Genomic DNA, 24,538 nt, shown 5'->3' on the forward strand with positions numbered 1-24,538 from the left:
TATGAGTGCATGGCGTGATCGCTTCAGCGCATTGGTCCCCCGGGTGGCCGTGGTCGCGCATGACCTTTTGATGGTCTGGATCGTCTGGCAGGGCCTGCACCGGCTGCGTTTCGGCATCCTCCCCAACCCCCCCGAGATGCCCCTGTGGTCCACCGAGATCGCCCTCGTGCTGATCGCGCAGGGACTCGTGTTCTGGCAGGTCGGCCTGTACCGGGGGCTGTGGCGTTTCGCATCGGTCCCCGATCTGTGGAACATCTTCAAGGCGAGTGCGCTTGGATTGTTCGCGATCGCGCTGGGCCTGGCCCTGTACAACCGGCTCGAACTGGTGTCGCGGACCGTGCTGGTGCTGTACCCGCTGACCCTGATGGCGCTGCTCGGCATGCCGCGCCTGCTCTACCGGGCGTGGAAGGACGCCTCCTCCGAGCGCGGCGTGTCCGCGTCCGTGCGCATCCTGATCCTGGGCGCCGGTCACGCAGGCGAAGCGCTGGTCCGCGATCTGCGGCGGTTTGGCACCTACCAGCCGGTGGGGTTCCTGGACGACGCGGTGCGCATGCGTGGCACCAAGGTCCAGGGCGTTCCGGTGCTGGGGCAGGTCAGCGATGTCGCGGAGATCGCACGCGAGACCGCCGCCAAGCTGCTGGTGATCGCGATGCCTTCCGCGGACGCCAACGCGCTGCAGCGGGTGGTCATCGCCTGCGAGCGGACCGGGCTCCCGTTCCGGATGGTGCCCAGGCTGGCGGACGTGCTGGAAGGCCGGTCCTTGCCCGGCGAGCTGAAGGAAGTGGCGATCGAGGACCTGCTGGGTCGCAAGCCGGTGCTGCCGGACTGGAAGGCGATCCGCCACTGGCTGGGCGCGCGCTCGGTGCTGGTCACCGGTGCAGGCGGGTCCATCGGTTCCGAACTGTGCCGCCAGTGCGCGCGCCACGGCGCTCGGCGCATCGCCCTGGTGGAAATCGACGAACTGGCGCTGACGACCACCGAGGCGGCCCTGAAGCGGGACTTTCCGGACCTCGAGTACATCCCGGTGCTCGGTGACTGTGGCGACCCGGCCGTCATCCACCATGCCCTGAAACTCGCGGAACCCGAGGCGGTCTTCCACGCCGCGGCCTACAAGCAGGTGCCGCTGCTCGAAGCGCAGCTGCGTGAAGCGGTGCGCAACAACGCGCTGGCGACGGCCACGGTCGCGAGTGCGTGCCGGGATGCCGATGTCGGCACGTTCGTGCTCATCAGTACCGACAAGGCAGTCGATCCGGTCAACGTGCTGGGTGCGACCAAGCGCCTGGCGGAGATGGTGTGCCAGTCGCTGGCACATGAGCACCGGACCCGGTTCGTCACGGTCCGCTTCGGCAACGTCCTGGATTCCGCGGGCAGCGTCGTGCCGTTGTTCCGTGAGCAGATCAGGACCGGCGGACCGGTCACCGTCACCGATCCCGACGTGACCCGTTACTTCATGACGATCCCCGAGGCCTGCCAGTTGATCCTGCAGGCGTCGGCGATCGGCACCCACGAGGCGATCTACACCCTGGACATGGGCGAGGCCGTGCCCATTCGCCTGCTCGCCGAGCAGATGATCCGGCTGGCGGGCAAGCAACCGGGCCGGGATATCGCGATCGTCTACACAGGTCTCCGGCCTGGCGAAAAACTGCACGAAACGCTGTTTCACGCGGATGAGCGCTATCGGCCCACTGCGCACCCCCAGATCCTCCAGGCCGAGCCCCGGCATGTGGTGGCAACCGATATCCATCAGGCGGTGACGGCAATGCGTGAAGCTTCACAAAGCTACGATTGTGACCGTCTGGCACGACTCTTGAGGGAGGCCGTGCCTGACTTCACGCCGGAAAGCATGCCCGAAGCCGCCATCCTGGCCAGTCCGACCGTCGTACCGTTCCCAGCACGCGTTTCCAGGAAGATCTGATGCAAGAAGCAGTACCGCGTTACCAGCGTATCCGAAAAGCCGTTTTTCCCGTCGCGGGCCTTGGCACCCGGTTCCTTCCCGCCACGAAAACCGTTCCCAAGGAGATGCTCCCGATCATCGATCGGCCGTTGATCCAGTATGCAGTGGACGAAGCGATCGAAGCGGGCTGCGACACCTTGGTCTTCGTCACGAATCGATACAAGCATGCTGTCGCGGACTATTTCGACAAGGCCTACGAGCTGGAGCAGCGGCTGGAGAAGGCGGGCAAGCATCAGCAACTCGAGTTGGTGCGTCATGTACTTCCGGAGGGCGTGCGTGCCGTGTTCGTCACCCAGTCCGAGGCCAAGGGCCTCGGGCACGCGGTCCTCTGCGCGAAGGAGGTCATTGGCGACGAGCCTTTTGCGGTTCTGCTGCCCGACGACCTGATATGGAATCGTGGGGCCGGAGCCCTGACCCAGATGGCCGATGCTGCCGAGGCGTCAGGTGCCAGCATGATCGCGGTGCAGGATGTGCCCAAGGAACAGACAGGAAGCTACGGCATTGTCGCCACCGAGGATTTCACGGATCGACAGGGGCGTATCACTGCGATGGTCGAGAAGCCTGCGCCTCAGGATGCTCCCAGCACGTTGGCCGTCGTGGGCCGCTACGTGCTGGCACCCCGTATCTTCGAACTGCTCGAGGCGACGAGGCCGGGCGCGGGCGGTGAGATACAGCTGACCGATGCCATTTCCAGCCTGTTGGAAGAAGAGGCAGTGAATGCGTACCGGTTCAAGGGCACCCGCTTCGATTGCGGCACGCACCTGGGCCTGATCGAGGCCACCATTCGCTATGCGCTCGATCATGAAAAGCTCAGCGACGCAGCGGCGCGGATGATGCAGGACTCGCTTTACGAACTGGGCGTTCGCGAGATCCAGTAGCGGGCGTCGCTGCTCACCCCGGCCGTGCCTGCGCTAGTCTGCCGGACGCATACGAGAACGCCGGGAGGGACGCACGTGGCGCGGCATGCGGGGTTGCAACCCGGGACGTGGTATCGAAGGACGGCGCCGGCGGCGACGCGCCCGTCGCTTGGGGGTGCGATCGACGCGCGCGTCTGCGTGGTCGGGGGCGGTTTTGCGGGACTGAATACGTTGCTGGGGCTGGTGGAGCGCGGTGCGCAGGGCGTGGTCCTGCTCGAGGCCCATTCCGTCGGGCATGGTGCGTCCGGGCGCAACGGTGGCTTCGTCTTCGGCGGGTACTCGCTCGATGAAGCGCGTCTCCTGGGTGCCGAGGGTCGGGACCGCGCGCGGGTGATGTACGCCGGCACCCGGCACGCCGTGCAACTGATCCGGCAGCGGATCGAAGCCCATGCCATCGAATGCGACCAGGTCGATGCGGGCGTGATCTGGGCCAACTGGTTTCGCGATCCTTCGGTCCTGCGGACCCGTCAGCGCCTCCTCGACGAGGTGTTCGGCGTGCAATGGGAGTGGATCGAAGAAGAGCGTCTGCGCCATCTGCTCAGGACGACGCGTTATGCCGACGGCCTGTTCGAGCGTGATGCCTTCCACTTCCATCCCCTCAAGTACGCCCAGGGACTCGCGTCGGCAGCGCAGGCGCGGGGCGCGGTCGTGCACGAGGACACCCCGGCCGTGGGGCTGGAGCGCAGGGCGCGGGGATGGCGCGTCCACACGCCGGACGGCCATGTCGATGCGGAAACGGTCGTGCTGGCATGCGGTGGTTATCTCGCGGGCCTCGTCAGGCGGGTGGATGCGAGCGTGTTGCCGATCTCGACGTACGTGATGACCACGCAGCCCCTGGGCGATCGACTCGAGGCCGTGATGGCGACCCGGGCGGCGGTTTACGACACCCGCTTCGCGTTCGACTACTACCGACCGCTGGCCGATACCCGACTGCTATGGGGTGGCCGGATCTCGATTCGCGAGCGCTCGCCGCGAGCGGTCATGCGGCTGTTGTACCGCGACATGCTCAAGGTCTTCCCGCAACTGGATGGGGTGGAGATCGAGCATGCCTGGTCCGGTCGCATGAGCTACGCACGCCACCAGATGCCGCAGATCGGATGCCTCGACGAAGGCGTGTGGCTCGCACAGGCCTTCGGCGGGCATGGCGTCGCACCGACCACCCATGCCGGGGAACTGCTGGCCAGCGCCATTGCCGAAGGCGACACCCGCTGGCGGCGCTTCGATGGGTACGGCCTGGTGTCGGCGATGAAGCCGCTGGGATTCGCGGCCGCCCAGTCGAGTTACTGGTGGGCCATGGCGCGCGATGGATGGAAGGCGTGGCGGGAAGGGAGGGCGACGAGGTGACGCAGGAGGACGCCGGAATGGCGAAGATCGATTGGGCGGATTTTGCGCGCGTGCAGCTGTGCGCCGGCACGGTGCTGCGCGTGGAGGACTTCCCCGAGGCCCGCAAGCCGGCATGGCGTTTGTGGGTCGATTTCGGCCCGCATGGCGTGCTCAAGACCAGCGCGCAGGTGCGCGAACTCTACGCGGCGGACGCGCTCGTGGGACGGCAGGTCGTGGGCGTGATCAACTTCCCGCCCAAGCAGGTGGGCCGCTTCCTGTCCGAATTCCTGCTGACGGGCTTCCCGACCGAGGCGGGCGTCGTGCTCACTACGCTCGAGCGTGCCGTGCCCAACGGCACCCGCATGGCCTGAAGGAGCCCATTGCCACGGTGGCAACGAAAACGGCGCCCTGGGGCGCCGTTTTCGCATGCATTCCGGCGGATACCGCCGGGAAGGGTGGCTCAGAGCGATTCGAAGATGCCCGCCGCGCCCATGCCGGTGCCGATGCACATCGTCACCATGCCGTACTTCTGCTGGCGACGGCGCAGGCCGTGCAGGATCGTCGCCGTGCGGATCGCGCCGGTGGCACCCAGCGGATGCCCGAGGGCGATCGCGCCGCCCAGCGGATTCACCTTGCCGGGATCCAGCTCGCAGTCGCGGATGACGGCCAGGGCCTGGGCGGCGAACGCTTCGTTGAGTTCGATCCAGTCCAGCTGGTCACGGGTGAGGCCCGCCTGCGCCAGCGCCTTCGGGATCGCGGCGATCGGACCGATGCCCATCACCTCCGGGCGCACGCCGGCGACGGAGAAGCTGACGAAGCGGGCCAGCGGGGTCAGGCCATGGTCCTTGATCGCCTGCTCGGAGGCCAGCAGCACCGCGCCGGCGCCATCGCTCATCTGCGAGCTGTTGCCGGCGGTGACGCTGCCGCCGAACTGGCCGTTGCGGAACACCGGGCGCAACCTGGCCAGGCCTTCCATCGAGGAGTCCGGACGCGGGCCTTCGTCGTTCTCTACCAGCAGCTTGCGAAGTCGAACCGTGTTGCCGGCCAGGTCGGGCTGGTGCGACACCACTTCGTAGGGGCTGATCTCGTCGCGGAACTCGCCGGCCTCGATGGCGGCGATCGCCTTCTGGTGCGAGGCCAGGGCGAACGCATCCTGCTGCTCGCGCGAGACCTTCCATTCCTCGGCGACCTTCTCGGCGGTGATGCCCATGCCGTAGGCGATGGCGACGTTCTCGTCGCGCGCGAACACCTCGGGGCTCAGCGCGACCTTGTTGCCCATCATCGGCACCATCGACATCGACTCGGTGCCGCCGGCCAGCATCAGGTCGGCATTGCCCAGGCGGATCTCGTTGGCGGCCAGGGCGACCGCCTGCAGGCCGGAGGAACAGAAGCGGTTGATCGTCTGGGCGGCCACCGTGTTCGGCAGGCCCGCCAGCAGCACGCCGATGCGCGCCACGTTCATGCCCTGCTCGCCCTCGGGCATGGCGCAGCCGATCACCGCATCGTCGATCCGGCGGGTGTCGATGCCCGGCGCCTGCGCGACCACGCTGCGCAGCACGTGCGCGAGCATCTCGTCGGGGCGGGTATTGCGGAACACGCCGCGCGGCGCCTTGCCGACCGGGGTACGGGTGGCGGCGACGATGTAGGCGTCTTGTACTTGTTTCATGGCTTTCTCCGAAAGCGTGATTCGTGATTCGGGATCAGTTCCTGAGCGGCTTGCCGGTCTTGAGCATGTGGGCGATGCGCTCCTGGGTCTTGGGCATCTGCGCCAGGGCGACGAAGTGTTCGCGCTCCAGGCGGATCAGCCAGTCCTCGTCCACCAGGGCGTCCCTGTCGACCTCGCCCCCGCACATGACGGTCGCGATGCGGCTGGCGATTTCGTAGTCGTGCGGCGAGATGAAGCGGCCCTCGAGCATGTTGACCAGCATTATCTTGAAGGTCGCGATGCCCACGTCGCCGGCGACGCGGATCCCGCGGGCAGGCAGGGGCGGGCGGTAGCCGCTCTCCGCCATCGCCAATGCCCGGGCCTTGGCCACGTGCAGCAGTTCGAAAGCGTTGAACACGACCGTGTCTTCCTCGCGCGCCAGCTTCAGCGCCTTGGCTTCCATCGCCGAGGTCGCGACCTTGGCCATCGCCACGCTCTCGAAGGCCGTCTTCAGCTCGGCGAAGACATCGCCGCTGGCACCGGCGCGCTCGGAGGCGCGCACCGCGAACTCCTTGAGGCCACCACCGGCCGGCAGCAGGCCGACGCCGGCCTCGACCAGGCCGACGTAGCTTTCCAGGCCGAACACGGTGTGCGCGGCGTGCATCTGGAATTCGCAACCGCCGCCCAGCGCCAGCCCGCGGACCGCCGCGACCACCGGTACCAGCGAGTACTTGATCCGCTGGCTGGTCGCCTGGAAGTTGGCCACCATCGCCTCGAAGCCCTTGACGTCGCCCGCCTGCAGCAGGCCCAGCGCACCGGCCAGATCGGCGCCCGCGGAGAACGGCTCACGCGGCTGCCAGATCACCATGCCACGGAAGTCGCGCTCGGCGATGCCGATCGCCTCCTGGATGCCGTCCAGCACCTGGTCGTTGACCGTATGCATCTTGGTCTTGAAGCTCAGCACCGCGATGCCGTCGTCATCGCTTCCGGTCTCGTCCACCCACAGGCGCACGCCGTCGTTCTCGAACACGGTGCGGCCCTGCGGGAACTGCTCGCCGAGCAGCGGGTCGGGGAAGCGCTGGCGGGCATAGACCGGGTTGGTCGAACGCGGCACCTTCGCGTCGCGCGCCGGGCTGTAGCTGCCGTCGGCGGAGTGCACGCCCTCGCGGCCGTCGAATACCCAGTCCGGGAGCGCCGCGGCGCTCATCGCGTCGCCGGACACGATGTCCTCGGCGATCCACTCGGCAACCTGCTTCCAGCCGGCCGCCTGCCAGCTCTCGAACGGGCCCATCGACCAGCCGTAGCCCCAGCGCATCGCGAAGTCGACGTCGCGCGCGGTGTCGGCGATCGACTCTAGGTGGTAGGCGCTGTAATGGAAGGTGTCGCGGAAGCATGCCCACAGGAACTTCGCCTGCGGGTGCGCGCTGGCGCGCAGCGCGGCGAACTTCCGGGCCGGGTCGCGCTCCTTGAGCAGGGCGGCGACCTCCGGGTCGAGCTCGCCCGCCGAGGGGCGGTAGTCCTGTGCCTCCAGGTCCAAGACCATGATGTCCTTGCCCTGCTTGGTGTAGACGCCGGCGCGCGTCTTCTGGCCCAGCGCGCCCTTCTCGATCAGCCCCAGCAGCCACTTGGGGGCCTTGAAGTACGTGTGCCACGGATCCTCGGGCAAGGTATCGGCCATGGTCTTGATGACGTGGGCCATGGTGTCCAGGCCCACCACGTCGGCGGTCCGGTAGGTGGCCGACTTCGGGCGCCCGATCAGCGGGCCGGTCAGCGCGTCGACGGTGTCGAAGCCCAGGCCGAACGCCTCGGTGTGATGCATCGCGGCCAGCATCGAGAACACGCCGATGCGGTTGCCGATGAAGTTCGGGGTGTCCTTGGCGATGACCACGCCCTTGCCCAGGGTGGTGGTCAGGAAGGTTTCCAGCCCGGTCAGGACGCTGGCGTCGGTCGAGCGGGCGGGAATCAGCTCGGCCAGGTGCATGTAGCGCGGCGGATTGAAGAAGTGCACGCCGCAGAAGCGGTGGCGCAGCTGTTCCGGCAGCACGTCGGCCAGGGCGTTGATGCCCAGGCCCGAGGTGTTGCTGGCGAGGATCGCGTGGTCGGCGACGAAGGGGGCGATCTTGCGGTAGAGGTCCTGCTTCCAGTCCATCCGCTCGGCAATCGCCTCGATGACCAGGTCGCAGCCCTTCAGCAGTTCCAGCCCGGTCTCGTAGTTGGCCGGCGTGATCCGGGCGGCCAGGGCTTTGTCGGCCAGCGGGGCCGGGCTCAGCTTGGCGAGGTTGGCGATGGCGCGGGTGACGATGCCGTTCGGGTCACCGCCCTTGGCCGGAAGGTCGTACAGCACGGTGTCGACGCCGGCATTGGTGAGGTGGGCGGCGATCTGGGCACCCATCACGCCGGCGCCCAGGACCGCGGCGCGGCGTACAGAAATGTTCTTAGACATGTCTTTCAAGTCCTTGTTTTAGAACGGTAAAAAAAGAGGCTCAGCTCTTGAAGCCGGCGGCGGCGAAGCGGATCAGCTCGCGGGCCGCACGCTCGCGGTGGACGGCTTCGCTGACGCCCGCGGGTCGCTTGATCAGGCCAAAGTCGGCCATCGCGTAGGTCAGTGCGCCCGCCAGGAAGTCCAGGCGCCAGTACAGCTCTTCCTTGCTCAACGCAGGCACCGCATCCGCGATGGCGCGGGCGAATTCCCGCAATACGTGTCCGTAGTGGTCGGACAGGAACTTCCGCAGGCTGTCGTTCTTTTCCGCGTAGGCCCGCGCGATGACGCGAACGAATGCGGCACCGCCATGACGGTCCTGCGCGAGGGTCAGTGCGGGCTCGACGAAGGCCGCGAGGATCGGTTCCAGTTCGCCCGGGTGTTGCGACAGAGCGTTCTTGAGGCCCGACAGGCGCCGCGCGCTCATGTCGTCCATTCGGCGGCGGAAGACCTCGTTGACGAGGTTCTCCTTGCTGCCGAAGTGGTAGTTCACCGCGGCGATGTTGACGTCCGCACGGCTGGTGACCTGGCGCAGCGACGTGCCGGTGAAGCCATGCAGGGCGAACAGCTCTTCGGCCGCGCCGAGGATGCGGTCCTTGGTGGAAAAATGGCCGGTGGCCGCCATGGGGAGTGGACTTCGCTGGGGGAGGGGATGCGGCAATGAATCAAACGCTTGTTTGATCGTAGGCCTGCAGGGGCAGCGCGTCAATGGATGATTCAGCAAGGCAGTGACAGCCGCGTCGACAACTCGTTACAATTACCGCAGCCATGTCGGCTAAACCCGTGCCCCGGCACGGGTTTTTCTGTTACTCTCGGGCTCCCGGCCAAAGCGTCCGGCATGGGCGGCCCGCCTGACCGGAGATTTCATCCATGGCGCTCGAGCGCACCCTGTCCATCATCAAGCCCGATGCCGTCGCCAAGAACGTCATCGGCGAGATCTATTCCCGCTTCGAGAAGGCTGGCCTGAAGGTCGTGGCCGCCAAGATGAAGCATCTCTCGCGTGCGGAGGCGGAAGGTTTCTACGCCGTGCACCGCGAGCGTCCGTTCTTCAATGCCCTGGTGGAGTTCATGATCTCCGGCCCGGTGATGGTCCAGGCCCTCGAGGGCGAGGGCGCCGTGCTCAAGAACCGCGAGCTGATGGGCGCCACCAATCCCAAGGAAGCCGAAGCGGGCACGATCCGCGCCGACTTCGCCGACAGCATCGATGCGAACGCGGTGCACGGTTCCGACAGCCTGGAGAATGCCGCGATCGAGATCGCGTACTTCTTCCCCGCCACCGACGTGTTCGCACGCTGACCCCACGCGCCTGCCCGAGATGTCCATCCAGCACGACAACCCGAACGCGCACGACGGCACCGTCAACCCGGTCGCCGCCGATGCCGTCATGGACCTCGAAGGGCAGGGGGCCAAGGCGGAGCCGGCAACGGCTCCGTCCCCGGCGAAGACGGCCGCGGCCGTCGATGGCCGCCGCAACATCTTCGATCTCGACCGCACCTCGCTCGAGGACTTCTTCGAGCAGGAACTGGGCGAGAAGCGCTTCCGCGCGCACCAGGTGATGAAGTGGATCCACCACCGCCACGTCACCGACTTCGCCGGCATGACCGACCTGGGCAAGGCGCTGCGCGCCAAGCTCGAGACGCAGGCGGTGGTGCGTGCGCCCGAGGTCATCTTCGACAAACCGTCCACCGATGGCACCCACAAGTGGCTGCTCGGCATGGATGCGAAGAACGCGATCGAGACGGTCTACATCCCCGACAAGGGGCGCGGCACGCTGTGCGTGTCCTCGCAGGTCGGCTGCGCGCTGAACTGCCAGTTCTGTTCGACCGCCACGCAGGGCTTCAACCGCAATCTGTCGACCGCCGAGGTGATCGGCCAGGTCTGGGTGGCCGCGCGTCACCTGGGCAACGTCCCGCACCAGCAGCGCCGCCTCACCAACGTGGTGATGATGGGCATGGGCGAGCCGCTGGCGAACTTCGACAATGTCGTGCGCGCCATGAGCATCATGCGCGACGACCTGGGCTATGGCCTCGCCAACAAGCGCGTGACCCTGTCGACTGCCGGCATGGTGCCGATGATCGACCGCCTAGGCGAAGAGAGCGACGTATCGCTGGCGGTCTCCCTGCACGCCGCCAACGACGAGTTGCGCACCCGGCTGGTCCCGCTCAACAAGAAGTATCCGATCGCCGAGCTGATGGACGCCTGCGTGCGCTACGCGCTGCGCAAGCGCGGCACGTCGGTGACCTTCGAGTACACGCTGATGAAGGGCGTCAATGACCAGCCGGAACATGCCCGGGAACTGGTCCGCCTGATGCGCGACTTCGACCGCCGCGTGCAGATGAAGGATGCCGCCAAGGTCAATCTGATTCCGTTCAATCCGTTCCCGGGCACGGCCTTCGAGCGACCCGACGACGTCGCGATCCGTGCTTTCCAGAAGCTCTTGAACAACGCCGGCATGATCGCGCCGGTGCGCCGCACGCGCGGCGACGATATCGATGCCGCGTGCGGCCAGCTGAAAGGCCAGGTCACCGACAGGACGCGGCGCCAGGCCGCCTTCCGCCAGCGGTTGCAGGCGGATGCACGCGGAGGGACGGGCGATGCCGCGGCTTGAGGCCCGCACGTCGGATACCCCCCCCCGGGAGCGGTGGCTCCTGCATTCATTCTGGTTGTGCGTGGCCGTGGCGGTGCTGGTGAGTGGATGCAGCCGGCTCACCTTCGTCCGTCCCGACCTCAGCGACGGCGACTATCGCCAGGTCGCGCCCGACTACGAAGTCGCCGAATACCATGGGGGCCGACAGAGCTCCCGCGCCCTGATCCTGGCCCGGCAGGGCCAGCAGGCCCTGGACGCGGGCGACCTGCAGGCGGCCTCCGATGCCGGTCGCGCGGCCCTCGAGATCGATCCGCAGTCGGCGCCGGCCCATCGCCTGATGGCCGTCGTGGAGACGCGACTGGGCCACCCGGAGCGCGTGGGCGAACACCTGCTCGCCGCGACCGAGAGCTACCCGCGCGGCAGCAGCTTCAACAACTACGGAAGCTGGATGTGCCAGCAGCCGGGGCGGGCCGCCGAATCGTTGCAATGGTTCGACCGGGCGCTGGCCGACCCTGGCTACCAGACGCCCGCCTTCGCGATGGCCAACGCCGGCGCGTGCGCCGACAAGGCCGGTGATACCGCACGGGCCGACCTCTACCTGCAGGCGGCCCTGCAGGCCGACCCCGACAACCCGGTGGCGCTGGGCATGATGGCGGAGCGCGCATACCGGGCGGGCGACCCGTTCAAGGCGCGCGCATTCTCGCAGCGGCGCCTCGCAGCCGCCGCAGCGGATCCGCACGCGCTGATGCTTGCGTCACAGATTGAGCTGGCACTCGGCGACAAGGCGGCCTCTGACCGCTATGTTCAAAGGTTGAAGACGGAGTTTCCCGCGGCAGCGGACTCCGGAACGGGGGAGAGTGGTAGACCATGAAGCAGTTGAACCCAAGCGAATCCGAAACGGTCGCGGGTTGCGGCAACCGGCTCAGGGTGGCCCGGGAAGCGGCCGGACTGAGCCGTGAGGACGTCGCGGCGCGCCTCAAGATGCCGGCGCGCGTCGTGGAAAGCCTGGAAAAGGATGACTGGGAGGTTCTCGGCGCACCCATCTTCGTACGCGGGCAGTTGCGCAGTTACGCGCGCCTGCTGAAGCTCGACGACCTGGATATCGATGCCTGCGTGGCGGCCGGCCTGGCCCCCGTTGCGCCGCCCGAACTCGTCAGCCATACGCACGTGCCGCGCTACAGGCGGGTGCTGGAGCAGGCCGGCATGCGCGCTGTCTATATCGTGCTGACACTGACCCTGGCGGTACCGGCCTGGTTCGTGACCACCCCGCACCTCAGTCGCAAGGCGCCGGCCACCCAGTCGCTCGAAGTCCCGGACGATCTCGCGCTGCCGGAGGGCGTGGCGGATACGGCTGCGCCGGACGTGCAGTCCCCGCAGCCCGTAGCGCGGCGTACGCCCGTGGTGGCGTCGATGACGCCGCGTGCGGCGCCGGTCCCGGAAGACAAGGCCCTTGTCCTGCGCTTCAACGACGAGAGCTGGGTGGAACTGTCCGATGCGGATGGCAAGAGCATCGAGAAGGGCCTGCTGGCCGCGGGCGAAGAGCGTCGCTTCGAGCCCGGTCGCGTCGCGAGCGTCAAGCTGGGGAATGCGGCGGCGGTCGACGTCCGCGCGGGCGGGGAGACCGTTGACCTGGAGGCGTTCAGCCGAGGCACGGTGGCGCGCTTTAAGCTATCCTCTGACGGTTCCGTGGTGCCGGCCTCGGAGTGATCCAGGCCGGTTCCGTTCCGGTTTGAACCCCCTCCGCTGGTCCTCGCGACCAGGTACAGGACGCCGGCACCGGCCGTGGTCGGTCGCGGGCTCCATCGACTGTGCAGGTAGCTGAATCTTCATGGCAATCGACGACATCCTCGACGAACACGAACAGGGCGAGCGCGTCCAACAATGGCTCCGCAGCAACGCGCTGGGATTGTTCGGGGGCGTGGCGCTCGGGCTCGCCGCCATCGGTGGCTGGAAATGGTACGAGCGCGACAGCCTGCAGAAGCAATATGCCGAAGCCGACCGCTATAACGCCGCCACGGAAGCCATCGAGGCCGGCGACGACGATGCCGCCACCCGCACGCAGGCCCTCGAGCCTGGCGTGCTCTCCACCCTCGCGACCCTCCAGCTGGCCAAGTCGCAGGCGGAAGCGGGCGACTTCGAGGCCGCCATCGCCAGCCTGCGGGATGCCCAATCCGGAGACGCCGCCCTGCAGGCGGTGATCGACCTGCGCATCGCCCGCCTGCTGATCCAGACCGAACAGGCCGCTGAAGCCAAGGCGCTGCTCGTCGATGCCGAGGATGCGAATGCCCTCGAGGTCCGCGGCGACGCCGAGTACGCGCTGGGCGAAACCGACGCGGCCCGGACCTCCTACGAAGCCGCGCTGGCCAAGATGGACGTCGGTTCGCCCATGCGCCGCATGCTTGAACTCAAACTTTCCGAAGTCGGCGGCACGCCCGCCGGAGACGACGAGGCCCAGTCCTGATGAATCCAGCCCCCAATCGCATCTTCCCGACGCTGGCGCGCGGCGCCGTGGTGGCGTGCTGCGTGCTCGCGCTGGCCGGCTGTTCCACCGTCAAGGGCTGGTTCGGTGGCGGCAAGGTCAAGCCGAACGAGCCGTTCGAACTGACCGAGTTCGCCCCCAGCCAGACGGTGTCCGAGCTCTGGTCGGTCAATGTCGGCAAGGGCGAGGGCCGCATCGGTGCGGGCCAGGGGCCGGTCGTCGCGGACGGACGCGTGTACGCGGCGGCCGTGGAGGGCGGCGTGCGTGCGCTGGACCTGCAGACCGGACGGACCCTGTGGCACTACGACAGCGAGCTCCGCCTCAGTGGCGGGCCGGGCGCGGGCGACGGACTGGTGGTGGTCGGCAGTCTGGAAGGCCACATCATCGCGCTCGACGCGGAGACCGGCGCCGAGCGCTGGCAGGCCGAGGTGGGCAATGAGGTCATCGCCGCGCCGGCCATCGGGCAGGGCATGGTGTACGTGCGCTCGAACGACAACCGCATCACCGCACTGGATGCCACGACCGGCCAGCGTCGCTGGTTCTGGAACCACACCGTGCCCCCCCTGTCGGTCCGCGGGAACGACGCCCCCCTGATCGGGCCGGGTTTCATCTTCGTCGGCAATGACGACGGGACCGTGTCCGCGCTGTCCGCCGCCGATGGTCGCCCGGTCTGGGAGCAGGCGGTAGGCCAGCAGGACGGCCGCACCGAGCTGGACCGCATGGCCGATGTCGATGGCACGCCCGTCCTCGAGGGGCAGGTCGTCTATGCGACCAGCTTCGAAGGCCGGACCATCGCGATCGATGGCCCCAGCGGCCGCCCGATGTGGGCGTCCGAGGAGGGCGGTGCCGGACGATTGGGCGTCGCGAGCGACCGCCTGCTGGTCTCGGCCGCGAGCGGCAGCGTGTTCGCGCTGGACAAGCGCACCGGCGGCTCCTACTGGCAGCAGCCGGCGCTGACCCGCCGCAGCCCGACCGCCCCGGTCGTCCAGGGCGACTACGCGGTGGTCGGCGACTACGACGGCTACCTGCACTGGATGAAGCTCGACAACGGCGAGTTCGCCGCGCGCACGCGCGTCGGCGGCGATGCGCTGAAGGCGGCCCTGATCGTGTCCGACGGCATCCTGCTGGCGCAGAACGTCGACGGCAAGCTGTCGGCCTACGTACTGCGCTGAACCGTCCCGGCGGCGCCTGCGTGCGCCGCCACCGGCTTTGATCCACACTGCCACGGTCGGCGGGCCCCGCGCCCGCCGGCCGTCGTGTCTTTCTGCACCCCGGCCGCGCGCCGGCTTTCCCGCTGAACCGAGTCATCCCCATGCTGCCCCTCGTCGCCCTGGTCGGCCGTCCCAACGTCGGAAAATCCACGCTGTTCAACGTGCTCACCCGCACGCGCGACGCGCTGGTGCACGACGAACCCGGCGTCACCCGTGACCGCCATTACGGCGTCTGCCGGCCGGAAGGGCGGCAGGCCTTCGCGGTGGTCGATACCGGCGGCATTGCCGGCGAGGACGAAGGCTTGGTCGGCGCCACCACGCGGCAGGCACGCGCCGCCGCGGAGGAGGCAGACCTCGTCCTGTTCGTGGTCGATGGCCGCGAAGGCGCGTCGGCGCTGGACGACGAGATCCTGGCCTGGCTGCGCAAGGCCGCGCGGCCGACCCTGCTGGTCGTCAACAAGACCGATGGCCTCGACAGCCAGGCGGCCCTGAACGAGTTCGCCCGCTACGGCTTCAGCGATGCGGTGGACGTGTCCTCGGCCCACCGGCGCGGCATCGACGACCTGATCGACGAGGTGCTCGAGCGCCTGCCGGAAGCGGGCAGCCGGGTCGAGCTGGACGACGACCCCGAGCGGGTGCGCGTGGCCTTCATCGGTCGCCCCAATGTCGGCAAGTCGACGCTGGTGAACCGCCTGCTGGGCGAGGAGCGGATGATCGCATCCGACGTGCCGGGTACCACGCGCGACTCGGTGGCGATCGACATGGAGCGCGACGGCCGTCCATACCGGCTGGTCGATACCGCCGGCGTGCGCCGCAAGTCCAAGGTCGACGAAGCGGTCGAGAAGTTCTCGATCATCAAGACCCTGCAGGCCATCGAGCAGTGCCAGGTCGCGGTGGTCATGCTGGATGCGTCGGAAGGCGTGACCGACCAGGACGCGACGGTGCTGGCGCTGGCGCTGGACGCGGGCCGTGCGCTGGTGGTGGCGGTCAACAAGTGGGACGGGCTGACCGACTACCAGCGCGAGCAGGCCGAGGCGATGCTGGTCCGAAAGCTGGGCTTCGTCAGCTGGGCGGAGGCGGTGCGGATCAGTGCGAAGCATGGGTCCGGCCTGCGCGAGCTGTTCCGCGCGATCCACCGGGCACATGCATCGGCGACGCGGGTGTTCGGCACGACCGAGGTCAACAATGCGCTGGAGGCGGCGTACACGAGCAACCCGCCGGCGACGGTGCGGGGACACGTGGCGAAGTTGCGCTTCGGCCATCCGTCCGGGACCAATCCGCCGACGTTCGTGATCCATGGGACGCGCCTGCGGACGCTGACCGACACCTACAAGCGTTATCTGGAGAATTTCTTCCGCAAGCGTTTCAAGCTGGTGGGCACGCCGGTGCGTTTCATCTTCAAGGAAGGCAGCAATCCGTACGAGGGCAAGAAGAACCCGCTGTCCGACCGCCAGGTGGCGCGCAAGCGTCGCCTGATGCGGCATGTGAAGGGGCGGAAGTAGGAACATCGGGCGGACCGGCCGGTCCGTGAAGCCAGGCACGTGGCACCTGCCGGGCCGATCGGGTATATCGGGTGTATCCAAGTGGAACCCGCTGTCAGGCATCACAAGGAGGCAACGATGCGACTCATCACGGCAATGGCGCTTTCGGTACTCACGTTCCCGGTGGGCGCCCAGTACTACCAGGAACTCGTCTTCAACCAGGCGAGCGAACTGGTGCCTTGGTGCAAGTCCGAGGCCGAGGCCCGATACATCGCGGCAGGCGTCACCCCGTACCAGTGGACCTCCCGCTACTACGACAGGAGCAATGTCCTGTACGTGGAGGGGAAGCTCCGGGTCAACGGCAATGACGTGGCGGTGACCTGCAAGATCGCCCGCGGTGCGCGCGAACGGTACGCGACCATCCAGATCGACGATCCGTCACTGGGATAGCGTGACGCCGGCGAACCCGCCCGGGCCGAAGCCGATTCTCCGCTCCGGCTGATTCTGGCGATATCCGGCCTCCGATCCGTGGACGCTTGCGCAATTTCCAGGGAGACGGTGGGTAGGATCGGCGCGGATGCCGTCCTGTCTGCCAAGCGGTGCGAACGGCACGGGCTGGACGGGTCGGGCATGCCCAAGCGGAACGCGCCGTAAACCCGTCCTTGGGGGCTCGGACGCGGCATCCATGCCGCGTACGGTTCCGCTTGGGCACACCCGACCCATCCCTCCGAACAATGCTTGCGCCTACAGACGATGACCGGATCGGCTCGCCCACTGGATGAGGACCTCACCCTCGGCCTGCTGGCCGGGGGGCGGGCCACGCGCTTGGGCGGGTTGGACAAGGCCTGGCTGGAGCGGGCGGGCGAGGCGCAGGTGCTGCGGCTGCGGCGACGGTTCCAGGACGGCGTGGCGGCCACCCTCGTCAGTGCGAACCAGGGCCTGGACCGCTTTGAAGACGCCGGGCTCACGGTCGTCGCCGACCGCGTCGCCGGTGATGTCGGGCCACTGGCCGGCCTCGACGCGCTCGCAGCGGCCTGCGACACCCGCTGGCTGTTCACCCTACCGGTCGACCTGCTCGACGTCCCCGCCGACCTGCCGTCGCGGTTGCATGCCGCCGCGGGCGAGGGGCCGGGTGCGCATGCCGTCGACGACGACGGCCCGCAACCGCTGGTCGCGCTGTGGCGGGTCGACGCGCTGCGCGCGGCCGCGCGCGACGCACTGGCCGCCGGTGACCACGCCATCCACCGCCTGCAGGCCCGCATGGGCATGGCCGCGGTCCGGCTCGACGGCGTACGCTTGGGCAACCTGAACACCTTCGACGACCTGGCCGCGGCCGGCGTCACGCCCCGCCCATGACCCCAGCCCCGATGCGGATCGGCCTCGACGAGGCCCTGTCGATCCTCCACCAGGTCGCCGCCGCGCACCGGCTCGACACCGAACACCTGCCGCTGGCGCGCTGCCATGGGCGCGTGCTGCAGGCCGATATCGACGCACCGATGGCGCTGCCGCCCTTCGACAACAGTGCGATGGACGGTTTCGCCCTGCGGCAGGCCGACATCGCCGCCGCGGGGGGCGTGTTGCGGCTGGCCGGCGAACAGTTCGCCGGGCCCGCGACCGGGCAGGCGGTCGGCGAGGGCGCCTGCCTGCGCATCACCACCGGCGCGCCCATGCCGGCCGGCGCCGACACCGTGGTCATCAAGGAGGACGCGACGGTCGAGGGCGACCGGGTGACGGTGCCGCTCGAAACCGCCGCCGGGCGCCACGTCCGCCGCGCCGGCGAGGACGTCATGCCCGGCGACCGCGTGCTGCGGGCTGGCGACCTGCTGACCCCGGCGCGGGTCTCGCTGGCGGCGTCGCTGGGACTGGACCGGCTGCCGGTGGCGCGGCGGCCGACCGTTGCGGTATTCACCACCGGCGACGAGCTGATCGAGCCGGGCCTCGCGCTCGCGCCCGGCCAGATCTACGACAGCAACCGCGAACTGCTGATGGGCCTGCTGCGCGCCGATGGACTGGAGCCCACCGCTTGGCCGCGGCTGCCCGACGACCCGCGCGCGGTCGAGGTCGCCCTGCGCGACGCCGCTTGCGCGTTCGATCTGGTGATCACCTGCGGCGCGGTCTCGGCAGGGGAGAAGGACCACATCCCCGGGGTGCTGGAGCGTTTCGGCCAGGTGCATTTCTGGAAGGTGCGGATGAAGCCGGGCATGCCGGTGCTGTTCGGCAGCCTCGACCGGTGCCGCTTCCTCGGCCTGCCGGGCAACCCGGTGTCGGTGCTAGCCACCTGGCGGGCGCTGGGCCAGCCGCTGGTCGATGCCCTGCAGGGGCGCCGCGAGGCCCGCCCGCGCTGGCGTGCACGGCTGTCGGCGTCCATCGTCAAGCGCCATCCGCGCCTGGAGTTCATGCGCGCGTGGCTCGACAGCGACGCCGACGGCGCGTTGCGCGCCGACCCCAACCCCGCGACCGCCTCGCACCGCCTGCGCGCGGTGGCCGAGGCCAACGCCCTGATCGTGCTGCCCGAGGGCCCGTGCACCCTGGCCGAAGGCGACGTGGTCGAGGTGCTGCCGCTGTAGCCCTTGCAGCGCGATAATCCCCGCATGGAGATCGAACGCATCCCGCCGGCCGAGGCGCTGCGCCGCCAGCGCGCCGGCACCGTCCTGGTCGACGTGCGCGCGTCGCACGAACGCGCGGCCGGGGCCGCCGAAGGGGCGCTGGGCATCGTCCGCGAGACGCTGGAGGCCGACCCCACCGCTGCGCTGCCGGACCGCGAGGCCCCGGTGATGCTGATCTGCCAGATGGGCGGCCGTTCGCTGAAGGCGGCCGAGGCGCTGCGGGCGGCCGGCTACGCGCGGGTCGCCTCGGTCGAGGGCGGCACCGAGCGCTGGCGCGACGAGGGCCTGCCGCTGGTCCGCGACGAGGCCAACGCCGACTTTTACGAGCGCTATTCGCGCCACCTGCGCCTGCCCGAGGTCGCCGAGGCCGGCCAGCGCCGCCTGCAGGCCGCCCGCATCGCCATGGTCGGTGCGGGCGGGCTGGGCTCGCCGGCCGCGTTCTACCTGGCCGCCGCCGGCGTCGGCACCCTGGTGCTGGCCGACGACGACATGGTCGACCGCAGCAACCTGCAGCGGCAGATCCTGCACACCGAGGCGCGGATCGGCACGGCCAAGGTCGAGTCGGCGCGCATCGCGCTGAACGCGCTGAACCCGTCGACCCGGGTCGAGGCCTTCCCCGAACGCATCACCGCCGCCAACGTCGAGCGCCTGCTCGAGGGCGCCGACCTGGTGATCGACGGCGCCGATAACTTCCCGGTGCGCTACCTGCTCAACGACGCCTGCGTGAAGCTCGGCACGCCGCTGGTATACGGCGCGGTCCACCGCTTCGAAGGGCAGGCCAGCGTGTTCGACGCCGGCCGGCACCGCGGCGAGGCGCCGTGCTACCGCTGCCTGTTTCCGGAGCCGCCACCCGCCGAGGCCGCGCCCAACTGCGCCGAGGCGGGCGTGCTCGGCGTGCTGCCGGGCCTGGTCGGCCTGGTCCAGGCCACCGAGGCGCTGAAGCTGCTGCTCGGCATCGGCGAACCGCTGCGCGGGCGGCTGCTGCAGGTCGATGCGCTGTCCATGCGCTTCCGCGAGACGCGCCTGGGCGCCGACCCGGACTGCCCGGTGTGCGCGCCGGGCCGGCCGTTCCCGGGCTACATCGACTACGCGGCGTTCTGCGCCGGCGGCTGACGCTCACCGCGCCACCACACCCGGCTTGCCACGATGGCCCCATCAGAACGGGGAGCGGGGCATGCAGGCGAGACGACGAGGCATCCTGATCGTGCTGGCGCTGTGCTTGGCATTGCCGCTGGGCATCGTGCCGGTGCAGGCGCAGGCCGCCGGTTGCCGGATCCAGGACCCGATGCAGGCGCGCGACCTGCCCGCGCGCATCGCGGCCGTGGCCTGCCGCGAGAACCGGCTCTGGTACGAACCCTTCATCGACACCGAGGGCCGCCTGGTCAACGCCGGCCTCATGGAGATGGAGGCCTCCCGGCTGTCCGACGACATGACACCGGCCTGGAAACGCGTCGTCGACTACTGGCGCGGCAGCGGCCTGCTCGGCGCGGTGTCCGCGCGTGCCGGTGCCGGCACCTGCGCCTACGCCACCAATGACAGCTACGCCAACCCGAACTGCCGGAGCTTCCTGATCGACACGCCGTGGTCGGCGGCCTTTATTTCCTACGTGATGGTGCAGTCGGGCGTGCCGGGCTTCCGTGCCTCGCCCAGTCACGTCGACTATGTGCGCGACGCGTGGCGCAATGCCGACAGCCCCTACGTGATGGTCGACCCGGAGAACGGCGCACCGGCGGTCGGGGACCTGCTGTGCTACACCCGTGGCGCGGCGACGATCAATGGCTTCGCCGGGATGCAGGCCTGGTTCGCGCGCAATCCCGACACCTCGCTGCCCATGCATTGCGACGCGGTGGTGGATGTCTCCAATGGCGTCGCCTCGCTGGTCGGAGGCAACGTGCTGCACAGCGTGACGCTGCGGATGCTGCCGGTGAACCGCGCCGGCCGCTTCTGGAACCTGCCGTACGTGCGCGGCACCGCCTGCATGCCGGCCAATCCCCAGGCCTGCAGCTTCAACGCGCAGAACTGGGTGGCCCTGCTGAAGTTGAAGCCGGGACTGCCGATGCTGACCCCGCCGCCGGAGACCTGGCAGCAGCGCCCGCCGCAGCAGCAGTGCTGCGTGCATTGCGTGGTCGGTTCCGGGGTGCCGCGCTGCCCGGCGGGCACGCCGGTCGGCGGGGGCGACTGAGCCGGCCCGGTCGACTCAGTCGACGGGACCGAGGAAGGCCTGCAGCGCCTGCCGGTATTCCGGACGGCCGTCGAACCCGTTGTGGCCGGCGTCGCGCAGGACCACTTCGAGGGGCGGCGATGGCAGGGCCTCGACCAGCGCCTGCGTGCGGGGCGGCGGCACCAGGGTGTCGCGCTCACCGCGGATGACCAGCACCGGCCCGGCGTGCGTCGCCAGGGCCCCCGCCGAATCGAAGCGGTCGCGCATCAGCCCGCGTACGGGCACCCACGGGTAGTGGCCGGCCGCGGTGGCGACGAGGCTGTCGAACGGGGTGACCAGCGCCAGCCGGTCCACCGGTCGCCGCGCCGCCAGCTGCGCGGCCACACCACTGCCGAGGCTGCGGCCGATGACGTCGATTCCCGCGTGGCGGCGGGCGGCGTGGGCGTGCAGGGCCAACGCATCGGAGACCAGCGCGTCTTCGTCGGGCGCGCCGCTGCTGGCGCCGTAGCCACGGTAGGCCAGCAGGTAGACGGTATGGCCCGGGAACCAGTCGGCGAAGGCCTCGCGGTTGAGCTGGATGGCCTCGGCATTGCCGCCGAAGTAGAGCAGGGCGCGCGGCTGGCCCGGGTTCACCACCCAGCCGCGCAGCACCTCGCCGTCGTTCTCCAGCGCGAAGTCGGTGCGGGTCGCCTCGACCTTCGTCACCTGCGGGAAATACACCAGCTCGCGCTGCTTCAGGTAAAGGAACGCGCAGACCGCCGCGTAGCCCAGCAACGCGAAGGCGAGCAGGCCGAGCGCGACGATCCGGCCGCCGCGCGCGGACTCAGCCATGCGCCTTGCGCGCGGCCTCGAAGGCGGCCAGCTGTTCCGGGGTGGCCTCGCGCTGGTGCTCGGCCTTCCACTCGGCGAACGGCCGGCCATAGACGGCTTCGCGGGCTTCGTCCTTCGTCATGGCGATGCCGCGCGCCTCGGCGGCCTCGCGGTACCAGTCGGCGAGGCAGTTGCGGCAGAAGCCGGCGAGGATCATCAGGTCGATGTTCTGCACATCCGGACGCGCGTCGAGCAGGTGCTCGCGCAGGCGCCGGAACACCGCGGCTTCCAGGTGCAGGGTCTCGTGGTCGATCTCGTTCATGGCGGGGCTCCGCGCGCGGGCGGCCATGCGTGGCCGGATGGGGGATAATGCACCGCCCCGACTCTAGCGCAGCCTCCCGGACCCCGCATGACCGACGCCACCGCCACGCCCGCCCGCATCCTCGACGGCAAGCGCATCGCCGAGGACCTGCTGGACGCGCTGAAAGCGCAGGTCGACGCCCGCCTCGCCGCGGGCCGGTCGCGCCCTGGGCTGGCGGTGATCCTCGTCGGCGACGACCCGGCGTCGTCGGTTTACGTGCGCAACAAGCGGCGCGCGGCGGAGAAGGTGGGCATCCGAGCGATCGACCACGACCTGCCGGCCTCGACCACCGACGCCGAGCTGCTGGCGCTGATCGACCGCCTCAACGCGGATCCGGCGATCCACGGCATCCTGCTGCAGCTGCCGCTGCCGGACCGCCGCGACGCGCGCGAGCTGATCAAGCGCATCGATCCGCGCAAGGACGTCGATGGCTTCCACCCGGAGAACGTCGGCCACCTGGCGCTGCGCGAGTTCGGCCTGCGGCCCTGCACGCCGCGCGGCATCACCACGCTGCTGGCCTACACCGACCGGCCGGTGCGTGGCCAGAGCGCGACCATCGTCGGCGTGTCCAACCACGTCGGCCGGCCGATGGCGCTGGAACTGCTGATCGCCGGCTGCACGGTGACCAGCTGCCACAAGTTCACCCCGCCCGCGGTGCTGGAGCAGTCGGTCCGCAATGCCGACATCCTGGTGGTCGCGGTCGGCCGGCCGGGCCTGATCCCGGGCGAGTGGGTCAAGCCGGGCGCGGTGGTGATCGACGTCGGCATCAACCGCCTGGACGACGGCCGCCTGGTCGGCGACGTCGGCTTCGCCGCGGCGGTGTCCCGTGCCAGCTGGATCACCCCGGTACCTGGCGGCGTCGGGCCGATGACGGTCGCCACGCTGATGCAGAACACCCTCGAGGCGGCCGAAGCCGCCGACTGAGGCCGGACGCCCCACCGCCGGCTGAACGCGCGCCCGGCATCCCGGCCACGGGACGCTCCGGCGCCACCGGCAGGCCACTGAACGGGGCCGAACCGGGGTACAATGACGCGCTTCATCCTCCCCGGGCCCGCCCATGCTGCGTATCCAGGCTGAAGCGCTCACCTACGACGACGTCTCGCTCGTACCGGCGCATTCCAACGTCCTGCCCAAGGACGTCTCGCTCTCCACCCGCCTCACCCGCGACCTGACCATCCGCCTGCCGATCGTGTCGGCGGCGATGGACACCGTCAGCGAAGCCCGCCTCGCCATCGCGATGGCGCAGCTGGGCGGCATGAGCATCGTCCACAAGAACATGAGCGCCGAGGCCCAGGCGGCCCAGGTCGCGCAGGTCAAGACCTTCGAGGCCGGCGTTATCAAGGAGCCCTTCACCGTCGGGCCGAACACCACGATCGGCGAGGTGCTCAACCTGACCCGCGCGCGCAATATCTCCGGCGTGCCGGTGGTGGACGGCGGCCAGCTGGTCGGCATCGTCACCAGCCGCGACATGCGCTTCGAGAAGAAGCTCGACGACCCGGTCCGCCACATCATGACCAAGCAGGACAAGCTGGTCACGGTGGGCGAGGGTGCCTCCGACGAGGAAGTGCTGGAGCTGCTGCACAAGCACCGCATCGAGAAGGTGCTGGTGGTCAACGACGGCTTCCAGCTGCGCGGCCTGATCACCGTCAAGGACATCCAGAAGAAGCGCGACAACCCGAACGCCGCGTATGACAGCAGCGAGCGCCTGCTGGTCGGCGCCGCGGTCGGCGTGGGCGGCGACACCGAGGCGCGCGTCGAGGCGCTGGCCGCCGCTGGCGTGGACGTGGTGGTGGTCGACACCGCGCATGGCCATTCGCAGGGCGTGCTGGAACGCGTGCAGTGGGTCAAGAAGACCTTCCCGCAGCTGCAGGTGATCGGCGGCAACATCGTCACTGGTGACGCCGCGCTGGCCCTGATGGACCACGGCGCGGACGCGGTGAAGGTCGGCGTCGGCCCGGGTTCGATCTGCACCACCCGCATCGTCGCCGGCGTCGGCGTGCCTCAGGTCACCGCGGTCGCAATGGTCGCCGAGGCGCTGCAGGACCGCATCCCGCTGATCGCCGATGGCGGCATCCGCTACTCGGGCGACATCGGCAAGGCGATCGTCGCCGGCGCGTCCAGCGTGATGATCGGTGGCCTGTTCGCCGGCACCGAGGAAGCACCGGGCGAAGTGGAGCTGTTCCAGGGCCGCAGCTACAAGAGCTATCGCGGCATGGGCAGCCTGGGCGCGATGGAGAAGGGGTCCAAGGACCGCTACTTCCAGGACGCGTCCGATGCCGACAAGCTGGTGCCCGAGGGCATCGAGGGGCGCGTGCCGTACCGCGGCCCGCTGGGCGGCGTGGTCCACCAGCTTGCCGGTGGCCTGCGCGCGACCATGGGCTACGTGGGCTGCGCGACCATCGAGGCCATGCGCAAGGGGCCGAGCTTCGTGCGCGTGACCAACGCCGGCAGCCGCGAGAGCCACGTCCACGACGTGCAGATCACCAAGGAACCGCCGAACTACCGGGCGGGCTGAGGAGGCGCG

General features: G+C 69.3%; 23 protein-coding genes. 18 read left to right on the forward strand and 5 right to left on the reverse strand.

The genetic code is table 11. From position 1 onward, the window contains the following. The first annotated feature begins 1 nt into the window (after position 1). The 4 genes from H4F99_RS03965 (at position 2) to H4F99_RS03980 (ending at position 4,565) form a co-directional block, all read left to right on the forward strand. A complete protein-coding gene (locus H4F99_RS03965; protein ID WP_182668415.1) occupies positions 2-1,915 on the forward strand; it encodes a polysaccharide biosynthesis protein in 1,914 nt (637 codons plus the stop codon). Further along, on the forward strand, positions 1,915-2,832 hold the full coding sequence (gene galU / locus H4F99_RS03970) for a UTP--glucose-1-phosphate uridylyltransferase GalU (RefSeq protein ID WP_182668416.1): 918 nt from the start codon (positions 1,915-1,917) through the stop codon (positions 2,830-2,832). Before H4F99_RS03965 ends, galU begins: the two co-directional genes overlap by 1 nt. 177 nt (positions 2,833-3,009) lie before the next feature. After that, complete coding sequence (locus H4F99_RS03975; protein WP_182668489.1) at positions 3,010-4,215, forward strand: FAD-dependent oxidoreductase; 1,206 nt, start codon at positions 3,010-3,012, stop codon at positions 4,213-4,215. Positions 4,216-4,232: 17 nt separating this feature from the next. Beyond that, complete coding sequence (locus tag H4F99_RS03980; RefSeq protein ID WP_182668417.1) at positions 4,233-4,565, forward strand: tRNA-binding protein; 333 nt, start codon at positions 4,233-4,235, stop codon at positions 4,563-4,565. An 89-nt stretch (positions 4,566-4,654) separates the two neighbouring features. Here H4F99_RS03980 and H4F99_RS03985 read toward each other — a convergent pair whose 3' ends face one another. Genes H4F99_RS03985 through H4F99_RS03995 form a run of 3 tightly spaced genes read right to left on the reverse strand, consistent with a single transcriptional unit; the run spans position 4,655 to position 8,943 of the window. Continuing rightward, complete coding sequence (locus H4F99_RS03985) at positions 4,655-5,860, reverse strand: acetyl-CoA C-acyltransferase (protein WP_182668418.1); 1,206 nt, start codon at positions 5,858-5,860, stop codon at positions 4,655-4,657. 34 nt (positions 5,861-5,894) lie between these two features. Next, positions 5,895-8,282 carry a 3-hydroxyacyl-CoA dehydrogenase/enoyl-CoA hydratase family protein gene (locus tag H4F99_RS03990; protein ID WP_182668419.1) on the reverse strand — a complete coding sequence of 796 codons (2,388 nt, stop codon included), beginning with the start codon at positions 8,280-8,282 and terminating at the stop codon, positions 5,895-5,897. A gap of 40 nt (positions 8,283-8,322) precedes the next feature. Beyond that, entirely contained in the window at positions 8,323-8,943 is a 621-nt protein-coding gene (locus H4F99_RS03995; RefSeq protein ID WP_182668420.1) for a TetR/AcrR family transcriptional regulator, read from the reverse strand. 245 nt (positions 8,944-9,188) lie between these two features. Here H4F99_RS03995 and ndk point away from each other — a divergent pair, with 245 nt between their 5' ends. The 12 genes from ndk to H4F99_RS04055 all read left to right on the forward strand — a co-directional run bounded on the left by ndk (position 9,189) and on the right by H4F99_RS04055 (position 20,864). Beyond that, positions 9,189-9,614, forward strand: a complete 426-nt coding sequence (ndk, locus tag H4F99_RS04000) for a nucleoside-diphosphate kinase (protein WP_182668421.1) — start codon at positions 9,189-9,191, stop codon at positions 9,612-9,614. Positions 9,615-9,702: 88 nt separating this feature from the next. Next, positions 9,703-10,926: a dual-specificity RNA methyltransferase RlmN gene (gene rlmN, locus H4F99_RS04005; RefSeq protein ID WP_182668490.1), complete on the forward strand. Its 1,224-nt coding sequence runs from the start codon at positions 9,703-9,705 to the stop codon at positions 10,924-10,926. Between the two features lie 79 nt (positions 10,927-11,005). Further along, the gene (locus H4F99_RS04010; protein WP_182668422.1) at positions 11,006-11,776 is read left to right on the forward strand and encodes a tetratricopeptide repeat protein; all 771 of its coding nucleotides are present in this window, start codon (positions 11,006-11,008) and stop codon (positions 11,774-11,776) included. Continuing rightward, positions 11,773-12,612 (forward strand): helix-turn-helix domain-containing protein, encoded by an 840-nt coding sequence (locus tag H4F99_RS04015; RefSeq protein ID WP_182668423.1) that lies wholly within the window; start codon positions 11,773-11,775, stop codon positions 12,610-12,612. Before H4F99_RS04010 ends, H4F99_RS04015 begins: the two co-directional genes overlap by 4 nt. A gap of 121 nt (positions 12,613-12,733) precedes the next feature. Continuing rightward, complete coding sequence (locus tag H4F99_RS04020; protein ID WP_182668424.1) at positions 12,734-13,366, forward strand: YfgM family protein; 633 nt, start codon at positions 12,734-12,736, stop codon at positions 13,364-13,366. Next, entirely contained in the window at positions 13,366-14,556 is a 1,191-nt protein-coding gene (bamB, locus tag H4F99_RS04025; RefSeq protein WP_182668425.1) for an outer membrane protein assembly factor BamB, read from the forward strand. The genes H4F99_RS04020 and bamB overlap by 1 nt, the downstream gene beginning before the upstream one ends. A gap of 140 nt (positions 14,557-14,696) precedes the next feature. After that, on the forward strand, positions 14,697-16,097 hold the full coding sequence (gene der, locus H4F99_RS04030) for a ribosome biogenesis GTPase Der (protein ID WP_182668426.1): 1,401 nt from the start codon (positions 14,697-14,699) through the stop codon (positions 16,095-16,097). A 117-nt stretch (positions 16,098-16,214) separates the two neighbouring features. Further along, complete coding sequence (locus tag H4F99_RS04035; protein WP_246371225.1) at positions 16,215-16,526, forward strand: hypothetical protein; 312 nt, start codon at positions 16,215-16,217, stop codon at positions 16,524-16,526. Positions 16,527-16,829: 303 nt separating this feature from the next. Further along, entirely contained in the window at positions 16,830-17,432 is a 603-nt protein-coding gene (gene mobA / locus H4F99_RS04040; RefSeq protein WP_182668427.1) for a molybdenum cofactor guanylyltransferase, read from the forward strand. Beyond that, positions 17,429-18,643 carry a molybdopterin molybdotransferase MoeA gene (locus H4F99_RS04045; RefSeq protein WP_182668428.1) on the forward strand — a complete coding sequence of 405 codons (1,215 nt, stop codon included), beginning with the start codon at positions 17,429-17,431 and terminating at the stop codon, positions 18,641-18,643. The genes mobA and H4F99_RS04045 overlap by 4 nt, the downstream gene beginning before the upstream one ends. A 24-nt stretch (positions 18,644-18,667) precedes the next feature. Further along, complete coding sequence (gene moeB / locus H4F99_RS04050) at positions 18,668-19,795, forward strand: molybdopterin-synthase adenylyltransferase MoeB (protein ID WP_182668429.1); 1,128 nt, start codon at positions 18,668-18,670, stop codon at positions 19,793-19,795. A gap of 61 nt (positions 19,796-19,856) precedes the next feature. Next, the gene (locus H4F99_RS04055) at positions 19,857-20,864 is read left to right on the forward strand and encodes a DUF2272 domain-containing protein (RefSeq protein ID WP_182668430.1); all 1,008 of its coding nucleotides are present in this window, start codon (positions 19,857-19,859) and stop codon (positions 20,862-20,864) included. Positions 20,865-20,879: 15 nt separating this feature from the next. Here H4F99_RS04055 and H4F99_RS04060 read toward each other — a convergent pair whose 3' ends face one another. Next, entirely contained in the window at positions 20,880-21,674 is a 795-nt protein-coding gene (locus H4F99_RS04060; protein ID WP_182668431.1) for an alpha/beta hydrolase, read from the reverse strand. Further along, positions 21,667-22,002 carry a DUF1244 domain-containing protein gene (locus H4F99_RS04065; protein ID WP_425487986.1) on the reverse strand — a complete coding sequence of 112 codons (336 nt, stop codon included), beginning with the start codon at positions 22,000-22,002 and terminating at the stop codon, positions 21,667-21,669. The genes H4F99_RS04060 and H4F99_RS04065 overlap by 8 nt, the downstream gene beginning before the upstream one ends. 60 nt (positions 22,003-22,062) lie before the next feature. On the opposite strand from H4F99_RS04065, the gene folD reads away from it, so the two are divergent. Together folD and guaB are read left to right on the forward strand one after the other, a co-directional pair. Then, the gene (gene folD / locus H4F99_RS04070) at positions 22,063-22,938 is read left to right on the forward strand and encodes a bifunctional methylenetetrahydrofolate dehydrogenase/methenyltetrahydrofolate cyclohydrolase FolD (protein ID WP_182668433.1); all 876 of its coding nucleotides are present in this window, start codon (positions 22,063-22,065) and stop codon (positions 22,936-22,938) included. Between the two features lie 133 nt (positions 22,939-23,071). Next, positions 23,072-24,529: an IMP dehydrogenase gene (guaB, locus tag H4F99_RS04075; protein ID WP_182668434.1), complete on the forward strand. Its 1,458-nt coding sequence runs from the start codon at positions 23,072-23,074 to the stop codon at positions 24,527-24,529. Positions 24,530-24,538: the final 9 nt, after the last annotated feature.

It is taken from the genome of Marilutibacter penaei (genome assembly GCF_014145395.1).
GTDB classification, from domain to species: Bacteria; Pseudomonadota; Gammaproteobacteria; order Xanthomonadales; family Xanthomonadaceae; genus Marilutibacter; species Marilutibacter penaei.